Origin of the sequence: Paractinoplanes pyxinae (assembly GCF_026626335.1) — a bacterium.
Classification (GTDB): domain Bacteria; phylum Actinomycetota; class Actinomycetes; order Mycobacteriales; family Micromonosporaceae; genus Actinoplanes; species Actinoplanes pyxinae.
Genome location: NZ_JAPNTZ010000013.1, coordinates 202,870 through 219,169, shown reverse-complemented (window position 1 = coordinate 219,169; position 16,300 = coordinate 202,870). Strand labels below are relative to the sequence as shown.

The window sequence follows — 16,300 nt, the reverse complement described above, 5'->3', positions numbered from 1 at the left end:
GTCACTTCTGAAGTGATGCCTCGGCGCGGGTTACCAGGTCGGTGAACCAGGGGGCTTCCTGCACCGGGACCATCTCCACCTTGGACCAGAAGCGTTTGGCCGCTTCGGTGGTTTTTGACTTGAAGGTGGTGGGCTTGCCGGCGGTGAAGTAGGCCGTCGTGTAACGCAGGTTGATGTCGGCCGGGTCGGGGACTGTGGGCTTGTTGTCGCGGACGCAGATGGCGCGGGGAGGGTCCTGGGCGTTGGCGCAGGTTTCGGTGGGGGTGGCGGCGAACTCGAGCGCCACGAAGAGGCCCTTGAGGTGGTAGGCGTCGATCTGGGCGCCGTTTCCGGACCCTCGGTGGGACCCGCCGCTCAAATTCGGTGGATTGCCCGGGTTCAGGTCCACCAGGCCGGGTGGGCGGGTCTTCGGTACGTACGTGAAGCCGACCGGGTTGCCGAACTCGCGCCAGCCGTCGATGTACAGGACGCTGTTGAGCAGCCTGGCCTCGGGGACCGCGGGATCGACCGTCCGGTTGGGTGGGGCGACCACGGTTGCTTCGGCCTCGCCTGCCTGCAGGTAGTGGCCTGCTGCCGCGGCCACTCCGGCGGCGACTACCACCGCTATCGCCGCGTTCACCCACCCACGCTGGTGCACTCTGCCCCCGTACCGGGAAATTGATGGAGATTGCTCGGGCTGCAGCGTACGGTCCGGGATCCACGTCGTTTTTCTGGAGGTGCTTAGCATGCCGGTCCACGCCGATTCCGCCACCATCCGAGTCGACGTGAGGAACAGCAGAAGTGGACCTTCCACGTAGTTTTGTCATTCGCGAGCAGCATCACCGCATTCACAACCCGTTCTCCGAGGTCAAGCTGGCCGACCTCGGCCGTGCCCTGCGCCTGCCGGCCGGCGCCACGATGCTCGATCTGGCCTGTGGCAGCGGCGAGATGCTGTGCACCTGGAGCCGGGACCACGGCATCAGCGGGATCGGCGTGGACATCAGCACGCTCGGCATCGAGCAGGCCCGGGCCAGAGCCGCCGAACTGGGTGTTTCCGAGCGGGTCAGCTTTGTGCACGACGACGCAGCCGGGTACGTGTTGGATGAGCCCGTAGATCTCGCGGCTTGCATCGGGGCGACCTGGATCGGGAACGGCGTACCGGGAACCTTGGATTTGTTGTCCCGCAGTTTGCGTCCCGGTGGGCTGGTGCTGATCGGGGAGCCGTTCTGGCAGGAGGATCCGCCGGACGAGGCGACGGCGCGCGCGTGCCATGCGCAGGCCAAGTCCGACTTTCTGGATCTGCCGGGGCTGGTCGAGTCGTTCGGGCGGCTCGGTTGGGATCTGGTCGAGATGGTGCTGGCCGACGGGGACAGCTGGGATCGCTACGCCGCGGCCCAGTGGCTCACGATCCGGCGCTGGCTCGACGACAACCCGGACGACGAGCTGGCCCCGGCCTTCCGTGACGAGCTGGACACCGCCCCGCTCGATCACGTCCGCTATCAGCGCCGCTACCTCGGGTGGGGGGTGTTCGCGCTCATGGAACGTCGTTGAGCTGGACGACCGTGCGGTTGTGGAAGTAGTCGTCCTCGCGCAGGGTCGTGATGCCGCCGGGGGAGAAGCGGAAGGCCACGCGGCCTGCTGACTCGAGCGGCATCTCGATCCAGGCGGCCAGTACGAAGGTGGCGGCCATGCCGTGCGTGACGATCACCTGGTGGGGCGCGTCCGACTTGAGGATGCGCTCCACCGCCGCGTAGACCCGGACCGCCAGATCCCACTTCGTCTCGGCGCCGGGCAGGCCCTCGTCGTGGCGCATGCGTTCGCCGAACCGGGGCGGCGGGATGAACCGCTCGTCCAACCAGGACTGCGGGCGGCCGCCGGCCTCGCCGAACGACTTCTCGCGCAGGTCGCTGTCGAGCACCGCCGACGTGCCGAGCCGCGCGGCGATGATCTCGGCGGCCCTGCGGGTGCGCAACAGATCCGAGGAGTAGACCTCGGCGTTCGGCGCCCGCGCGGCCAGCTGCTCGGCGATCTTCGCGGCCTGGTCCAGTCCGCGCGGCGTCAGGTCGGAGTCGAACCAACCCCCGACCAGTCCGTCGACGTGGTGAGTCGCCTCGGGATGCGTTACGACATAGAGCGTTTTCACGCCGCCAATCTACGGCTCGGGGAGGTGACTGCGTCTAACGCATCTTCACCAGGGCGCCGCGCAGGCCTTCGCGGGTGCGGCGGCGGTTCTCGTTGGTCGCGCCCACCCAGAGCAGGATCACACCCAGCGGCACCAGGACCAGCCACGGCCCGACCAGCGTGCTGGCGAAGTGGATGGCCGCGATGATGGTGGCCAGCGCGCCCACCACCACTGGCGCCTGCTGCCGGTTGCGGGAACCGACGATCAGGGTGGCCACCGCCGCCAGCAGCAGCAACACCTCGCGTAGTTCGCCGCCGTTGCCGGCGAGCACGATGCCGATGGTCGGCACGAACGCGGCCAGAAGCGCCGGACCGTACGCCGCCCAGCTGCTCAGATCGGGCCGGTCGCGCGATTCGATGACCCCGACCAGCAGGGCCAGCGCCGCGAACGGCAACGTGTACGCCTCGGGCAGCCCCACGTTGGCCAGCGCCACGAACAGCCACACGCCGACGACCTCGAAGCCGACCGCCGTCCAGAACAGCGCCCGCCGCTGGTTGGCCGGGCGGCCGACGCGGGCCGCGGCCAGGCCGAGCACGGCGCCCCAGGCGGACAGCATCGCGGCCAGGTGGGCCGGCGAGTCGAAGGCCATGACCCCGGCGATCAGGGCCGACGCGTAGCCGCTCCACTCGACCGTGGTCGCCTCGGCGCGGTACTGCGGCAGGCCGAGGCGCGGCACCGTGGCCTCGAGGATCAGCAGCGCGGCGCCCACGGCCAGCACCCCGAACGCGGCCCACGGACGCTCGACACCGGCCGCGATCGCCGCCGTGAGCACGAAGAACTGGCCCATGACGGCGGCGAACAGCCAGCCCAGGATCCGGGCGAACCGGCTGCGCCCGCCGAGCGCGGCGACCAGGCCGACCAGGACCGCGCTGCCCAGCGTGAACAGGGTGAGCCGCTGCTGGGCGAGGCTGCCGGCCAGGCCCGCGTTGCCGGCCAGCAGGCCGATCACGAAGACGATCGTGCGTGTCGTGCCGAGCAGCGACGAGCGGCGGCCGGCCGGCGGCGGCGTGAGGGCCAGACCCAGCATCGAGATGGTGAAGACGACCAGGGCTGCCGTGGTGGCTGTGGGGTAGCGCGCGTGCATGGCGATCGGGGCGATCAGGATGGTGATGGCCAGGCCGGGCAGGATGACCGGCACCGCCTCGGACGCCTTGCCGCCGAAGCCGATCGCGGCCAGCGCCGCCGCCCCGGTCAGCAGCACGATGGCCAGCACGCTGGTGCCGTCGACATAACCGGACGAGGGTGCGGCCAGCGCCGGAATAGGGCCGTCCCAGATGTGCGAGAGCTGGCCCAGGGGGTCGACCAGCGCGGCCCGCAGCGCGGGAGCGATCGAGAACAGAGCCAGGATCGTCGGCACCAGGGCCAGCACGACCGCGCTGGTGGCCGGATCGACCAGCCAGCGTCCGCTCAGGCCGAGCGGACGGGCCGTGGTCCACCGGCGCTGCGGGTAGCGCCCGGCGCCGGTGAAGACGCCTTCGCGGGCCAGCGTGAGGCCGGGGGCCGGGATCGAGCCGCGCAGCAGTTCGGCCAGCACCCCGAGCAGGGCCGCCGCGGCCGCGTAGAGGGCCGTCGGGTGCGGGGTCGGGATCGACGCGAAGGCCGTGATCGTCGCCCCGAGGACCAGGCCGACCGTGGCCCACGGCAGGAACTGCGGGATGTAGCGGCCGGCCAGCGCGAGCATGGCCAGGCTGAGGCAGGAGGCGGCGAGCGCGGCGGTCAGCACGACCTGGGCGTCGTGGTTCTGGTCGGCGGCGACCGAAGCGAGCACGCCGGGCAGTGCCAGCATGATGGCGCCGGTGGCGGCGCCGCCGATCTGGGCGCGGTGGCGGGGCATGCCGGTGTCGTCGCGGGCCAGGTCGGCCTCGGTGACGGTGGACGGCGCCCAGAACCGGCCCGGCGGCGGCAGCGGCGTGCCGGGCGGCGGGCTCTCGATCGTCGCCACCCGGGTGCGGGCCATGACGGCGGTGAGCGCGCCGATCATCACCACGAGCAGCAGTGACAGCGCAGTCGACCAGGGCCGGGCCAGCGAGGACACCACGGCGTGGAGCAGGACGGCCGCACCCGCGCCGGCTCGGCACAGAGCGGCGGCCGGTTCGAGGGCGGCGATCGAGGCCATGGCGTACGCGATGGCGACCGCACCCCCGATCAGCAGGGGTGACCACCAGGGCAGCCCCAGCGCGAAGGGAGCGCCGATCGCGGCCGCCGCCCCGGCGATGGCCGAGAACAGGTGCGACCACGGGCGGGGAGCCGCCAGGGCGGCGGCGATCGAGACCACGACCAGGGCGAACGGCGCCTGCCAGGCCCCCGGGCCGGGGCTCGGGAAGGCGGTCAGGTCGGCGTCCCACAGGTCGGCCGAGACCGACAGCATGCGGACCGCGCCGGCCAGCGCCAGATAGCCGGCGATCGCGCCGACCACCACGCCGGCCACGGCCAGGCCGCGGTTGGGCCCGCGGCTCCACTCCTCGGGCAGCACGGCCACGCCGAGCGCGACGATCAGCACCACCACGCCCGCCACGGCCAGCGGCGCGTCGGGGAACGCCAGCGCGAACACGCGGGCCAGCGCGCCGCAGATCGCGACGGTGGCGGCCGCCGCCGCGATGTCGGGGCCGTCGAGCACGCGGTCGCTGCGCCGCCCGCTGTCGATCGACTTCGAGAAGAACAGCAGGCCGGCCGCCACCAGCAGCAGCGCGCCGACCCAGACGTCAGGGGCGGTGGCGCCGGGCGCGACGAGGGCGGCCAGGGCCAGCGCGATCGCGCCGAGGCCGGTGCCGGCGGTCAGCGGCAGGCTGATGTCGCGCCGGGCCACCTGGAACACCGCGGAGTAGCTGAGCGTGGCCGCCACGGCCAGGAAGCCGACGGCCAGCGCGGGCACGGTGACCGCCTCGGTGGGCGGCGGCCCGTTGCCCTCGTCGGACACGGCCAGGGCGGCCGTCACCACGGCCCCGGGTAGGGCCAGGGCGGCCGCACCGGACGCCCAGTCGCCGACCAGCCACGCGTACAGGCGAATGGGAATCTGCCGGGCGGCCACGGCGATCATCACGCCGGCCCCGGCGATGGCGGTGAGCACGGCGGCGGTCAGCCAGGCCGCGCCCAGGGCGGCCCCGGCCCCGAAGAGCCCGACCACGCCGGCCGCGGCCACGTGCACGATGGCGATGCGCCGGGTGGTCGCGGCCAGCCCGGCGGCGCCGATGCCGACCGCCGCGAGGACCAGCGGCCAGGGCGCGCCGGACCAGTCCAGGCCGAGCGAGGCGGGCGTGGCCAGGGCGGTCAGCGCGATGCCGGCGACCGCGCCCTCGTGCCGCACGCTGGGCGGCAGGGCGAGCGCGGCGGCGATGGTGACCAGCAGCGCGCTGAAGGCCAGCAGCCAGCCCAGTTCGCCGGCCGCCTCGGCCATCCGCTGGGCGTAGCCGGCCGTGTCGGCGTGCCAGACCGGACGCGCGGCCTGCAGCGGCGCGAAGGCGGCGCGCAGGCAGTCGATGACCAGGACGACGCCGATGAGGGCGAGCGCGGCGGCCGAGGCGATCTGCGGGCCCCGGCGCACCTCGGGCGGCACCAGCGCGACCACGGCGCCGGTGACCGCGACCACGGCGGCGGCCACGGCCAGCGTCCAGTGCGGGGACACGACGTCGGCGATGCGGGCCGTCGCGCCGATCACAGCCAGGGTCAGCACCCCGCCGGCGATGTTGCGCGCGGTCAGGTTGTCGAGCAGCCAGGCCGCGGCGAACGCGGTGAGCGCGGCCAGCACCAGCACCAGCCCGGAGCGCAGCGCGTCCGGCAGCACCTGGGCCTGCAGCAGCGCCACCGACGAATAGAGCAGGGCGCCCGCGCTGGCCACGCAGAGCAGGGCGAAGGTCAGCTCGCGCAGCCAGTCGGCCGACGGGGGCGTGGCGGGCAACGCGACCGGCACCGAGCCGGCCGCCGGCGCGCCCTCGGGGCGGGGGCCGGGGAAGAAGATGCGCGTCCGCAGCCAGCCCTGGCGCCGCCGGGTGGTGGCGCCGTGCAGGATGAGGTCGGGTTCCTCACCGGCCGACTCGGGGCGGGCGGGAGCGTCCTCGGCCAGCAGCACCGGGTCTTGGTGTTGCCGGTCGGCGGCCACCGGGCGGCCCCACGGCCACTGCGGCAGCAGCCGGCCCTTGCGGATCACGGTGGTGAGCAGCAGCAGGTCGAGCACGGCGACCACGGTCAGGGCCATGCCCCAGCCGGCCGGGCTCTGGATCATCGGCTCGGCCAGCAGCAGCGGAACCGGCTGCACGGCCACCACTGTCGCGTAGCGCGGCGCGGCCAGGCGGGTGGCCCCCGCGTACGCAAAGGCGGCGACCGCGGTGATGGCGAAGGTGATGCCGAGGTAGAGCGGGACGGGGACACTCGCCCCGCCGGTCAGTTCGCTGCCGTGCAGGGCGAACAGCGTGAGCGGCAGCAGCACCAGCCCGACCCACGACACCGTCTCGCCGGTCGAGCTGAGGCCGCGCCGCGCGATGCCGGGCGCCGCGACCAGGGCGGTGGTGGTGGCCAAGGCCAGGATCAGGGCCCGGGCGAACGGGTTGCTGACCGCGACACCGGCGAAGACCACGGCGGCCACGCCGATGAGCAGCGCGCCCAGCGCCAGCAGGATGTTCTGCACCGACTGGGAGGACGCTTCGGGCGGGTGGTGCTCGGCCCCGGTGAACCCGGCCGAGCGGCGCGGGGGCGGGGCGACCCGCTCGGTCGGCGGCGGGTCGTCGACGAGTGTGGTCACGCCGTCGGTGGCGACGCCGGGCGGGCCGGTGTGGGCCGAGCCGGGAGGCGACCAGTCGGGTCGCGGGCCCGGCCTCTTCGAGGAGGACGGCGGAGGCGGGGGCGGCAGATCTTCGGCCGGGCCGCCCGTGGGTGGGGGCGGCGGCGCGAAATCGTCGGGCCCGCGACGCCGTACGCGACGGGTCTTGGCGGTCTTGGCGGCCTTCTTCTTGGTGTTGGCGTGGGCCAGGATGTCGCGCTGGAACTGGGCCGCCTGGATCTTGGCGGCGATCTGGGTGCGCTCCTTGGCCGCGGCCATGTCGCGGATCTTCAGATCCGCGATGGAAGCCTCGATGCGGGCCAGCTCATCGTCGTAGCTGTCGGGCTGTTCAGCCTGCGCCACGGAACCTCCTCGACCTGCCGGCCACACCTTGTCTAGAGCATGCCGGTCCGACACCTCATTAGAACAGGCTCACGGGGGCCGACATCTATAGAAAACGCCCGCAGGCGTCTTACCCAGGGTCTGGTCGGCGTACGCTACGCGCCAGTAACATAGCGGCGGGACTGCACAACCGAAGGGGCCAGGCCAATGAGCGAGTTCGACGTCTACCAGCTGCCGGAGGACCACGAGACCATCCGCGCCGCGGTGCGCGAGGTGTGCGACGCCCGGGTGGCGCCGAACGCAGCCGAGGCCGACGAGACCGGCGAGTTCCCCAAGGCCTCGTACGACGCCCTGCGCTCGAGCGACTTCCACGCGCCGCACATCCCCGTCGAGTACGGCGGGGCCGGCGCCGACGCCCTGGCCACCGCGATCGTCATCGAAGAGGTGGCCCGCGCCTGCGGCTCGTCGTCGCTGATCCCCGCGGTCAACAAGCTCGGCACGATGCCGCTGCTGATCGCCGCCTCCGAAGAGCTCAAGCAGAAATATCTGCCGAAGGTCGCCTCGGGCGAGGCGATGTTCTCGTACTGCCTGTCGGAGCCCGAGGCCGGCTCGGACGCCGCCTCGATGACCACCCGGGCCGTCCGTGACGGGGATCACTGGGTGCTCAACGGCGTCAAGCGCTGGATCACCAACGCGGGCGTGTCGGAGTACTACACGGTCTTCGCGGTCACCGACCCGACCAAGCGGTCCAAGGGCATCTCGGCCTTCGTGGTCGAGAAGGCGGATGCCGGCGTCAGCTTCGGCGCCCCCGAGAAGAAGCTCGGCATCAAGGGCTCACCGACCCGTGAGGTCTACTTCGACAACGTACGCATCCCGGCCGACCGCATGATCGGTGACGAGGGCACCGGCTTCGCGACCGCCATGAAGACCCTCGATCACACCCGGGTGACGATCGCGGCGCAGGCGCTGGGCATCGCTCAAGGCGCGCTCGACTTCGCCAAGGACTACGTGAAGGAGCGCAAGCAGTTCGGCAAGCCCGTCGCCGACTTCCAGGGCGTGCAGTTCATGCTGGCCGACATGGGCATGAAGCTCGAGGCGGCCCGTCAGCTGACGTACGTCGCCGCCGGCAAGAGCGAGCGCGGCGACGCCGACCTGACCTACTTCGGCGCCGCCGCGAAGTGCTTCGCGTCCGACGCCGCCATGGAAATCACCACCGACGCGGTCCAGCTGCTGGGCGGGTACGGCTACACCCGCGACTACCCGGTCGAGCGCATGATGCGCGACGCCAAAATCACCCAGATCTACGAGGGCACGAACCAGGTCCAGCGCGTCGTCATGGCCCGCCAGCTGCTCAAGGACTGACCGAAGTGGCCGTGGCCAGGCCGGACTGCCTGGCCACGGCACTGTTCAGGATGCGCGGACGACCGCGGTGGCCGGGTCGCCGTCGACGGCGGCGGCCATCTGGGGGACCAGCTTGTCGAGCAGGAACGGCAGGCTCAGCACCGAGATGAACGACGTGGCCGCGCCGACCTCCTCCAGGTTCTCGACGTAGAGGTCGCGGGCCTCGGTCTTCACCTTGAGCTTCGAGTACAGCGGGTCGGCCTGGACCTTCTTCTTGTCGGCGTCGTAGTTGTCGACGATCCAGACGAGCATGTCCACGTCGAGCAGGTCGGTGCGTTCCTTCGACAGGTTGGCGCCGAACTCCTTGCCGGTCACCTCGTCGAGGCCGGCCGGCAGCGTGAAGCCGAGGTCGGTGAGCAGGCGGCCGCGCGGGTCCTGTGTGCCGTAGACCCAGTAGCCCTCGTAGGTGGTGGCCATCAGGCCGGTCTTGCCGGCGAACTCCGGGTGCTCCTGCTTCACCTTGGTGAACAGGCCCTCGGTGTCGGTGACCAGCTTCTCGGCCTGCGCCGAGCGACCGACGGACTTGCCGACCGTACGCGTCAATTCCTGCCAGCCCACGCCGTAGTCGACCTGGCCCTTGGGCTGCGCGACGGTCGGCGCCATCTTCGACAGCTTGGCGTAGTCCTCGTTGGTCAGGCCGGAGTAGACGGCCAGGATCAGGTCGGGCTTGAGCGCCGCCACCTTCTCGAACTGGATGCCGTCGGTGAAGGTCAGCACCTCGGGCTTGGCCGCCGAGCCGAGCGCGGCCGTCGCCCACGGCCAGATCGCGCCCGGCTTCTCGCCGAACCACTCGGTCGTCGCGACCGGGACGACGCCCATCGCCAGCAGGGCGTCCTGCTCGACCAGGCCGACGGTGACGATCCGCTTGGGCTCGGCCTTGATCTCGGTGGTGCCGAATTTGTGGTCGATCGACACCGGGAAGGCGGCGGCGTCGGCCCCGGCCGAGGCACTGCCGGCGGTGGCCGCCGGCTCGTCGTTCTCGCTGTTCGGTCCGCACGCGGTCAGCGCGAGGAGAAGCCCGGCCGCCGCCACAGTGGCAGTCCGCCGGATATTGAAGAGCCGCACGGGCTGTTCCTTTCGACAAACGCGAGGCCCCGGGACGGGTGACCTCGAAGGCGAGTGTAGGTTAGCCTCACCTAAACGCAGAACCCATGGAGCGTACGTTGACCGCCGTCATTGCGGCCCCGCCCTCCAGCCCGCATCAGAAGCGGGCGCAGCGGCGCTGGATCGGGTTCGTGGCGGCCGTGGCTGTCCTATTTGTCGTCATCGCCCTGAGCATCGCGATCGGCAGTCGCACCATCGCGTTCTCCACGGTGTGGCAGGTGCTGTGGCACTCCGACAACTCCGCCGAGTCGGCGATCGTCCACGACCTGCGCCTGCCGCGGACGCTGCTCGGCATCGGGGTCGGCGCCGCCCTGGGCCTGGCCGGCACGGTCATGCAGGCGCTCACCCGCAACCCGCTGGCCGAACCCGGTCTGCTCGGCGTGAACATGGGTGCCTCGACCGCCGTGGTGACGGCCATCGCCTTCCTCGGCGTCACCACCGCCTCCGGCTACGTCTGGTTCGCGTTCGTCGGCGCCGCGCTCACCTCGGCCGCGGTGTTCGCGCTGGGTGGGGCCGGGCGACATCCCACTCCGGAGCGTCAGATCCTGGCCGGCGTCTCGATCACGGCGGTGCTCGGCGCGGTCGTGTGGGTGGTGCTGGTGCTGCGGCGCGAGGCGTTCGACCGCTACCGGCACTGGGACGTCGGCTCGTTCTCGGACCGCGACGCCGGCACGGTTCTGCGGATCCTGCCGTTCCTGGTGGTGGGCATCGTCCTCGCGCTGGTGCTGGGACGGCAGCTCAACGCGCTCAGCCTGGGCGACGACTCGGCCAAGTCGGTGGGGGCCCATCCCGTACGCATCAGGGCTCTCGGTCTGCTGTCGGTGACCCTGCTGTGCGGGGCGGCCACCGCCGCTGCCGGGCCGATCTGGTTTCTCGGGCTCGCCGTTCCCTACGCGGCCCGCATGATCGTCGGGTCGGACTATCGCTGGATTCTCGCGTACGCGGTGATTCTCGGCCCGGCCCTGCTGCTGGGCGCCGATGTGCTGGGGCGGGTGCTGGTCATCCCGGCCGAGCTTCCGGTCGGCGTGGTCACTGCGTTCCTGGGTGCGCCGCTGTTCATCGCCCTGTGCCGCCGCCGTCGATTGAGTTCGCTGTGAGAACTGTCATTCGAGGCGCCGGCCTCTCCGTACGCGTCTACCCCCGCGCCCTGATCGTCGGTGTCCTGCTTCTGCTGGCTGCCCTGGCCGTGGCGCTGGTCAACCTGACCACCGGCGACTTCCCCGTCCCGGTGGCCGACGTGCTGCGCAGCCTGGCCGGGAAGGGCGACGCCGGCACCGACTTCATCGTGTACGAGCTGCGCCTGCCCCGGGTGCTGGTGACGCTGCTGGTCGGCGCGGCCCTCGGCGCCAGCGGTGCGGTCTTCCAGAGCCTCACCCGCAACCCCCTCGGCAGCCCCGACTTCATCGGGCTGACCACCGGCGCGGCCAGCGGCGCGCTCATCGTCATGCTGATCGCCGGGGGCGGCGGTGCGCAGGTGGGGGCGGGCGCGATCGTCGGTTGCGTGATCACCGCCGTGGTCGTGTACCTGCTGGCGTTCCGCCGCGGTGTGCAGCCCTTCCGGCTCGTGCTCATGGGCATCGGGGTCTCCGCGCTGCTCGAGGCGCTGAACTCGTACCTGATCTATCGGGCCCGCCTCAACGAGGCCATCGCGGCCCAGGTGTGGCTGATCGGCAGCGTCAACGGGCGCGGCTGGACCGAGGTCGTCATCGCCGCCGTGACGGTCGTCCTGCTGCTGCCGACCGTCGTCTACTTCGGACGGCACCTCAAGCTGCTGGCGCTCGGCGACGAGATGGCCGTGCTGCACGGCGTGCCGGTGGAGCGCAGCCGAGCCATCCTGGCCCTGGCCGCCGTGGGCCTCTCGGCCGGCGCGACCGCAGCGGCCGGCCCGATCGCCTTCGTGGCCCTGGCCGCCCCGCCGCTGGCCGCCCGGTTGAGCCGTTCGCCCAGCGCCGGCATCCTGCCCGCGGCCATGATGGGCGCCGCGCTGCTGTCGGCTGGCGACTGGGCCGCGCAGAACACCCTGCCGGACGTCGACATGCCGGTCGGCATCATCACCGCCGCGCTCGGTGGCGTCTATCTGACCTGGTTGCTGTTCCGCGAGCGAGGAGCGAGACGATGACCGAACCCCGCCTGAGGGCCGAGGAGCTGACGCTCGCGTACGACAAGCGGGTCGTCGCCGACAAGCTCGACGTCGGGATCACCGACGGCTCGTTCACGGTCATCGTCGGTCCCAACGCGTGCGGCAAGTCGACGCTGCTCAAGGCGCTGGCCCGCGTGCTCAAGCCACAGTCCGGTGCGGTCTGGCTGGACGGGCAGGCCATCGCCTCGTACCCGTCGAAGCAGGTCGCCAAGCAGCTGGGCATGCTGCCGCAGGCGCCGATCGTGCCGGGCGGCATCGTGGTCGAGGAACTGGTCGCCCGCGGCCGGTTCGCCCACCAGCGCCTGCTGCGGCAGTGGTCGCCCGAGGACGAGACGGCCGTGGCCGAGGCGATGCGGCTGACCGAGGTGTCCGATCTGGCCGACCGCTTCGTCGACGAGCTGTCGGGCGGTCAGCGGCAGCGGGTCTGGCTGGCCATGGCGCTGGCTCAGCAGACCCCGATCCTGCTGCTCGACGAGCCGACCACGTTCCTGGACCTGTCGCACCAGTTCGAAGTGCTCGACCTCTGCGCCGAACTGCACGAGCAGGGCCGCACGGTCGTCGCCGTGCTGCACGACCTGAACCACGCCTGCCGGTACGCCACCGAGCTCATCGTGATGAAGGCGGGCTCGGTCGTCGCGCAGGGCCCGCCGGCCGAGGTGATGACGGCCGAGCGGGTCGAGGAGGTGTTCGCGATGCCGTGCCGGGTGATCGACGACCCCGAGACCGGCACCCCGATGGTGGTTCCGGCCGACCGTCACCGTCGGCGTGGCGTCCGTACGCCCGAAGCAGCGCGAGCGTGAAAGCTGCGCTCATGGAACAGAAGCGCCTGATCGGCCTGGGCGCGCTGTTCGCCACCCTGCACCAGGCGGGGGAGGCCTCGGTCCCGTTCCTGATCGGCGTCATCATCGACCGCGCGGTCGGCGGGGGCGTCGGCGACCTCGCGCTGTGGCTGGGCGTTCTCGGTGCTGTCTACATCGGATTGAGCTACAGCTACCGGTGGGGCGCCCGCACCGCCGAACGCGCATGCGAGCTGACGGCCCACAACCTGCGCCTGCGGGTGACCCGGCGCGTGCTGCACGACCGCGGCGGCGCCGAGACCGGCCGGCTGCCCGGCGCCCTGGTCTCGATCGCCACCAGCGACACCACGCGGGTGGGTGGCGTGGCGGTGGCCGTCGTCTACGGCTTCGCGGCGCTGATCGCCATCATCTTCACCGCCGTTCTGCTGCTGGCCATCTCGATCCCGCTCGGATTGCTCGTACTGCTGGGTCTGCCGCCGCTGCTCTGGCTGACCCGGTTCATCGGCAACCCGCTCGAGGAGCGCAGCGAGGCCGAGCAGGAACACGCCGCGCAGGCCTCGGGGGTCGCGGCCGACCTGGTCGAAGGGCTGCGCGTGGTGAAGGGCCTGCGGGCCGAGGAGGCGGCGGTCGCCCGCTACCGGCGGCGCAGTCAGGTCGCCCTGGCCGCGACTGTTCGGGCGGCTCGCACCGAGGCGGCCTATCAGGGCGTGGTTCTGGTCGTCAGCGGGCTGTTCCTGGGCGTCATCGCGGTGGTCGGCGGCATCCTGGCCGCGCGCGGTTCCATCACCGTGGGTCAGCTGATCTCGTCGGTCGGCCTGGCCCAGTTCCTCGTCGGTCCACTGTCGACGTTCGGCTGGCTCGGCGCCGATCTCGCCCAGGGGCGCGCGTCGTCCCGGCGCATCGAGGCGGTGCTGTCGGCTCCGGTCGCGGTCACCGGCGGTGACTCGACCCCGGTCACTCCGGTACGGGGTCAGATCGATTTCCGCGTACGCGATGTGGCCGTCAAAATTGCACCGGGCGAAACAATCGGCATCGTCGCCACCGACGCGGCCGCCGCCACCGAGATCCTGCGCCTGCTGGGCCGGTCGGCCGACCCGGACGACGGCCTGGTCGAACTGGACGGCGTCACGGTGGCCGCGCTCGAACCGGACGACCTGCGGGCCGCCGTGCTCGCCGTCGACCACCACACCGACCTCTTCGACGGCACCATCCGCTCGGCCGTCTCGCTCGACCGCGCCGAGCCGGCCACCGTGGAAGCCGCTATGGCCGCCGCCGACGCCGACGAGGTGGTCCGCACCCGGCCCCACGGCCTCGACGCCGTGCTCGACGACGGCGCCCGATCGCTCTCCGGCGGGCAGCGGCAACGGATCGCGCTGGCCCGGGCCCTGGCCGCCGACGCGCCGGTGCTGGTGCTGCACGACCCGACCACTGCCGTGGACGCGGTGACCGAGGCCCGCATCGCGGCCCGGCTGCGGGAGATGCGCGAGGGGCGGACGACCATCCTCGTCACCACCAGCCCGGCCCTGCTCGCGATCACCGACCGGGTGGTGTTCCTGCACGACGGGACGGTGCGGGCCGACGGCGCCCACGGCGACCTGGCCGCCGGCGACGAGACGTACCGGGAGACCGTGCTCGCATGACGACGACCCTGCTCCCGATCGCGACCGGGGCGCGCACGCGTGCCGTCGTCCTCGGCTTCCTCAAACCGCAGCGCGCCCGCCTCACCGGCGCCCTGCTCCTGCTGATCGCCGGCACGATCGCCGGCCTGGTCGCGCCCCCGCTGCTCGGCCACATCGTCGACCTGGCCACCCGCGGCGGCGCCACGAGCGAGTTCATCGTGGCCGGGGTGGGGCTGCTGGCCGCCGCCCTGGTCGAGGCGGCGCTGGCCGGTTTCGGCATCGCGCTGCTGGCCCAGGTCGGCGAGGACACGCTGGCCCGCCTGCGCGAACGCTTCGTCGAGTCGGCGCTGCGACTGCCGCTGGAACAGGTCGAGCAGGCCGGCGTGGGCGACCTCACGTCACGCGTCACCAACGACGTGTCGGTCGTGGCCGAGGCTGCTCGCACGGCGCTGCCCGAGTTCACGCGCGCGCTGCTGACGATCGTTCTGACCCTGGGCGGTCTGGCCGTGCTGGACTGGCGCTTCCTGGTCGCGGCGCTGGTGGCGGTGCCTGTTCAGGCGTACACGGTCAATTGGTATGCCCGCCGCGCCGTGCCGCTCTATGCCAAGCAGCGGGTGGCCGTGGCCGCGCAGCAGCACCACCTGCTGGCCACCATCGACGGCGCGCCGACGATCCGCGCCTTCCGCATCGCCGGCGAGCACAGCGGTCGCGTGGCCACCCGCTCCCAGCAGGCGGTCGACCTGCTGCTGCGCGGCGTGGCCCTGCAGACCCGTTTCTACGCCCGCTTGCACGTCGCCGAGTTCGCCGGCCTGGCCGCGGTGCTGGCGACAGGCTTTTTTCTCGTACGCGGTGACACCATCAGCCTGGGCACGGCTACCGCCGCCGCCCTGTACTTCCACGGCCTGTTCAACCCGGTCAACACCGCACTGGCCCTGGTCGACGACGCGCAGGCGGCCGCCTCGGGCCTGAACCGCCTGGTCGGCGTGGCCTCCCTGACCACCCCGGCCCGGTCGTTCGCCCAGCCGTCGGAGGCCCCCGCGGCCATCGAGGTTCGCGACCTCACCTTCGGCTACCACCCCGACCGCCCCGTCCTGCACGGCATCGACCTCACGGTGGCCCGCGGCGAACGGGTGGCCGTGGTCGGCTCGACCGGAGCCGGAAAGACAAGCCTGGCCAAGGTGATAGCCGGCGTGCACGACCCGCTGTCCGGAAGTGTCGCCGTCCCCGCCGGCGAGGTCGCCCTGATCACCCAGGAGGTCCACGTCTTCGCTGGCCCCCTGGCCGAAGACCTGCGCCTGGCCCGCCCCTCAGCGACAGACGAAGAGCTGCGGGCGGCGTTGATTGCCGTAGACGCCTGGGACTGGGTGACCCAGCTGCCGGAAGGCCTGGACACCGAGGTCGGAGCGGGCGGCCACACTTTGACGGCCGCGCAGAGCCAGCAGGTGGCCTTCGCCCGCCTGATCCTGGCCGACCCACCGGTGGCCATCCTCGACGAGGCAACGGCGGAGGCCGGAAGCGCCGGAGCCCGCCTGCTGGAACGCGTGGCCGCCGCCGCCCTGGAGGGCCGAACCGCCGTCATCGTCGCCCACCGCCTGACCCAAGCCGTGACCGCCCACCGCGTAGTGGTCCTCGAGAACGGCCGTGTTGTCCAAAACGGACCACACGACACGTTGGTCACCCAGCCCGGCCCCTACGCAGTCCTCTGGCAGGCCTGGTCCGGCCAGCGCACCCACTGACTCGCCTTCCCGCAGCATGACGGAGGCTGCCGCGGGTTGCTGAAGCGCCGCGGTCCGGGTGCGGATCGCTCGGCGCCAGACACCGACCCGAGCCTGTTGCACGAAACTGAGTTGTGCCGAACGGCGCAGCACCCATCAGTGCGCGCGGATCGTTCGACCAGGGTGCCGATGCTGGGGGCCGTTTCCGCGATGGTCCCGGCCGGTTCGCCGAGTGCCGGCCATCGTGTGGCCCAGGCGTCCGCGGCTC

The 16,300-nt window shown here is 72.2% G+C and carries 11 protein-coding genes; 7 read left to right on the top strand and 4 right to left on the bottom strand.

What is annotated here, in order from left to right; translation table 11 throughout:
- Position 1: 1 nt before the first annotated feature.
- Entirely contained in the window at positions 2-619 is a 618-nt protein-coding gene (locus OWR29_RS33525) for a hypothetical protein (RefSeq protein WP_267567392.1), read from the bottom strand.
- Between the two features lie 161 nt (positions 620-780).
- Here OWR29_RS33525 and OWR29_RS33520 point away from each other — a divergent pair, with 161 nt between their 5' ends.
- The gene (locus tag OWR29_RS33520; RefSeq protein ID WP_267567391.1) at positions 781-1,530 is read left to right on the top strand and encodes an SAM-dependent methyltransferase; all 750 of its coding nucleotides are present in this window, start codon (positions 781-783) and stop codon (positions 1,528-1,530) included.
- On the opposite strand, the gene OWR29_RS33515 is transcribed toward OWR29_RS33520, so the two are convergent.
- Positions 1,514-2,122: a histidine phosphatase family protein gene (locus tag OWR29_RS33515; RefSeq protein ID WP_267567390.1), complete on the bottom strand. Its 609-nt coding sequence runs from the start codon at positions 2,120-2,122 to the stop codon at positions 1,514-1,516. The genes OWR29_RS33520 and OWR29_RS33515 overlap by 17 nt on opposite strands.
- 34 nt (positions 2,123-2,156) lie before the next feature.
- Positions 2,157-7,277, bottom strand: coding sequence for an SCO7613 C-terminal domain-containing membrane protein (locus OWR29_RS33510; protein WP_267567389.1), 5,121 nt, complete (start codon positions 7,275-7,277; stop codon positions 2,157-2,159).
- Positions 7,278-7,463: 186 nt separating this feature from the next.
- Between OWR29_RS33510 and OWR29_RS33505 the strand changes: the two genes are divergently transcribed.
- Entirely contained in the window at positions 7,464-8,618 is a 1,155-nt protein-coding gene (locus OWR29_RS33505) for an acyl-CoA dehydrogenase family protein (protein WP_267567388.1), read from the top strand.
- 45 nt (positions 8,619-8,663) lie between these two features.
- Here OWR29_RS33505 and OWR29_RS33500 read toward each other — a convergent pair whose 3' ends face one another.
- Positions 8,664-9,722, bottom strand: a complete 1,059-nt coding sequence (locus OWR29_RS33500; RefSeq protein WP_267567387.1) for an iron-siderophore ABC transporter substrate-binding protein — start codon at positions 9,720-9,722, stop codon at positions 8,664-8,666.
- Positions 9,723-9,808: 86 nt separating this feature from the next.
- Between OWR29_RS33500 and OWR29_RS33495 the strand changes: the two genes are divergently transcribed.
- Genes OWR29_RS33495 through OWR29_RS33475 form a run of 5 tightly spaced genes read left to right on the top strand, consistent with a single transcriptional unit; the run spans position 9,809 to position 16,053 of the window.
- Complete coding sequence (locus tag OWR29_RS33495) at positions 9,809-10,858, top strand: FecCD family ABC transporter permease (RefSeq protein ID WP_267567386.1); 1,050 nt, start codon at positions 9,809-9,811, stop codon at positions 10,856-10,858.
- Positions 10,855-11,880 carry a FecCD family ABC transporter permease gene (locus tag OWR29_RS33490; RefSeq protein WP_267567385.1) on the top strand — a complete coding sequence of 342 codons (1,026 nt, stop codon included), beginning with the start codon at positions 10,855-10,857 and terminating at the stop codon, positions 11,878-11,880. Before OWR29_RS33495 ends, OWR29_RS33490 begins: the two co-directional genes overlap by 4 nt.
- Positions 11,877-12,701: an ABC transporter ATP-binding protein gene (locus OWR29_RS33485; RefSeq protein ID WP_267567384.1), complete on the top strand. Its 825-nt coding sequence runs from the start codon at positions 11,877-11,879 to the stop codon at positions 12,699-12,701. Before OWR29_RS33490 ends, OWR29_RS33485 begins: the two co-directional genes overlap by 4 nt.
- 11 nt (positions 12,702-12,712) lie before the next feature.
- Entirely contained in the window at positions 12,713-14,338 is a 1,626-nt protein-coding gene (locus tag OWR29_RS33480; RefSeq protein WP_267567383.1) for an ABC transporter ATP-binding protein, read from the top strand.
- Positions 14,335-16,053 carry an ABC transporter ATP-binding protein gene (locus tag OWR29_RS33475; RefSeq protein ID WP_267567382.1) on the top strand — a complete coding sequence of 573 codons (1,719 nt, stop codon included), beginning with the start codon at positions 14,335-14,337 and terminating at the stop codon, positions 16,051-16,053. The genes OWR29_RS33480 and OWR29_RS33475 overlap by 4 nt, the downstream gene beginning before the upstream one ends.
- Positions 16,054-16,300: the final 247 nt, after the last annotated feature.

What these genes read in the sequence shown, in the direction of transcription:
- OWR29_RS33505 (WP_267567388.1), top strand. Translation starts at nt 7,464, where the DNA reads ATGAGCGAGTTCGACGTCTACCAGCTGCCGGAGGACCACGAGACCATC.
- OWR29_RS33495 (WP_267567386.1), top strand. Translation starts at nt 9,809, where the DNA reads ATGGAGCGTACGTTGACCGCCGTCATTGCGGCCCCGCCCTCCAGCCCG.
- OWR29_RS33485 (WP_267567384.1), top strand. Translation starts at nt 11,877, where the DNA reads ATGACCGAACCCCGCCTGAGGGCCGAGGAGCTGACGCTCGCGTACGAC.
- OWR29_RS33480 (WP_267567383.1), top strand. Translation starts at nt 12,713, where the DNA reads ATGGAACAGAAGCGCCTGATCGGCCTGGGCGCGCTGTTCGCCACCCTG.
- OWR29_RS33475 (WP_267567382.1), top strand. Translation starts at nt 14,335, where the DNA reads ATGACGACGACCCTGCTCCCGATCGCGACCGGGGCGCGCACGCGTGCC.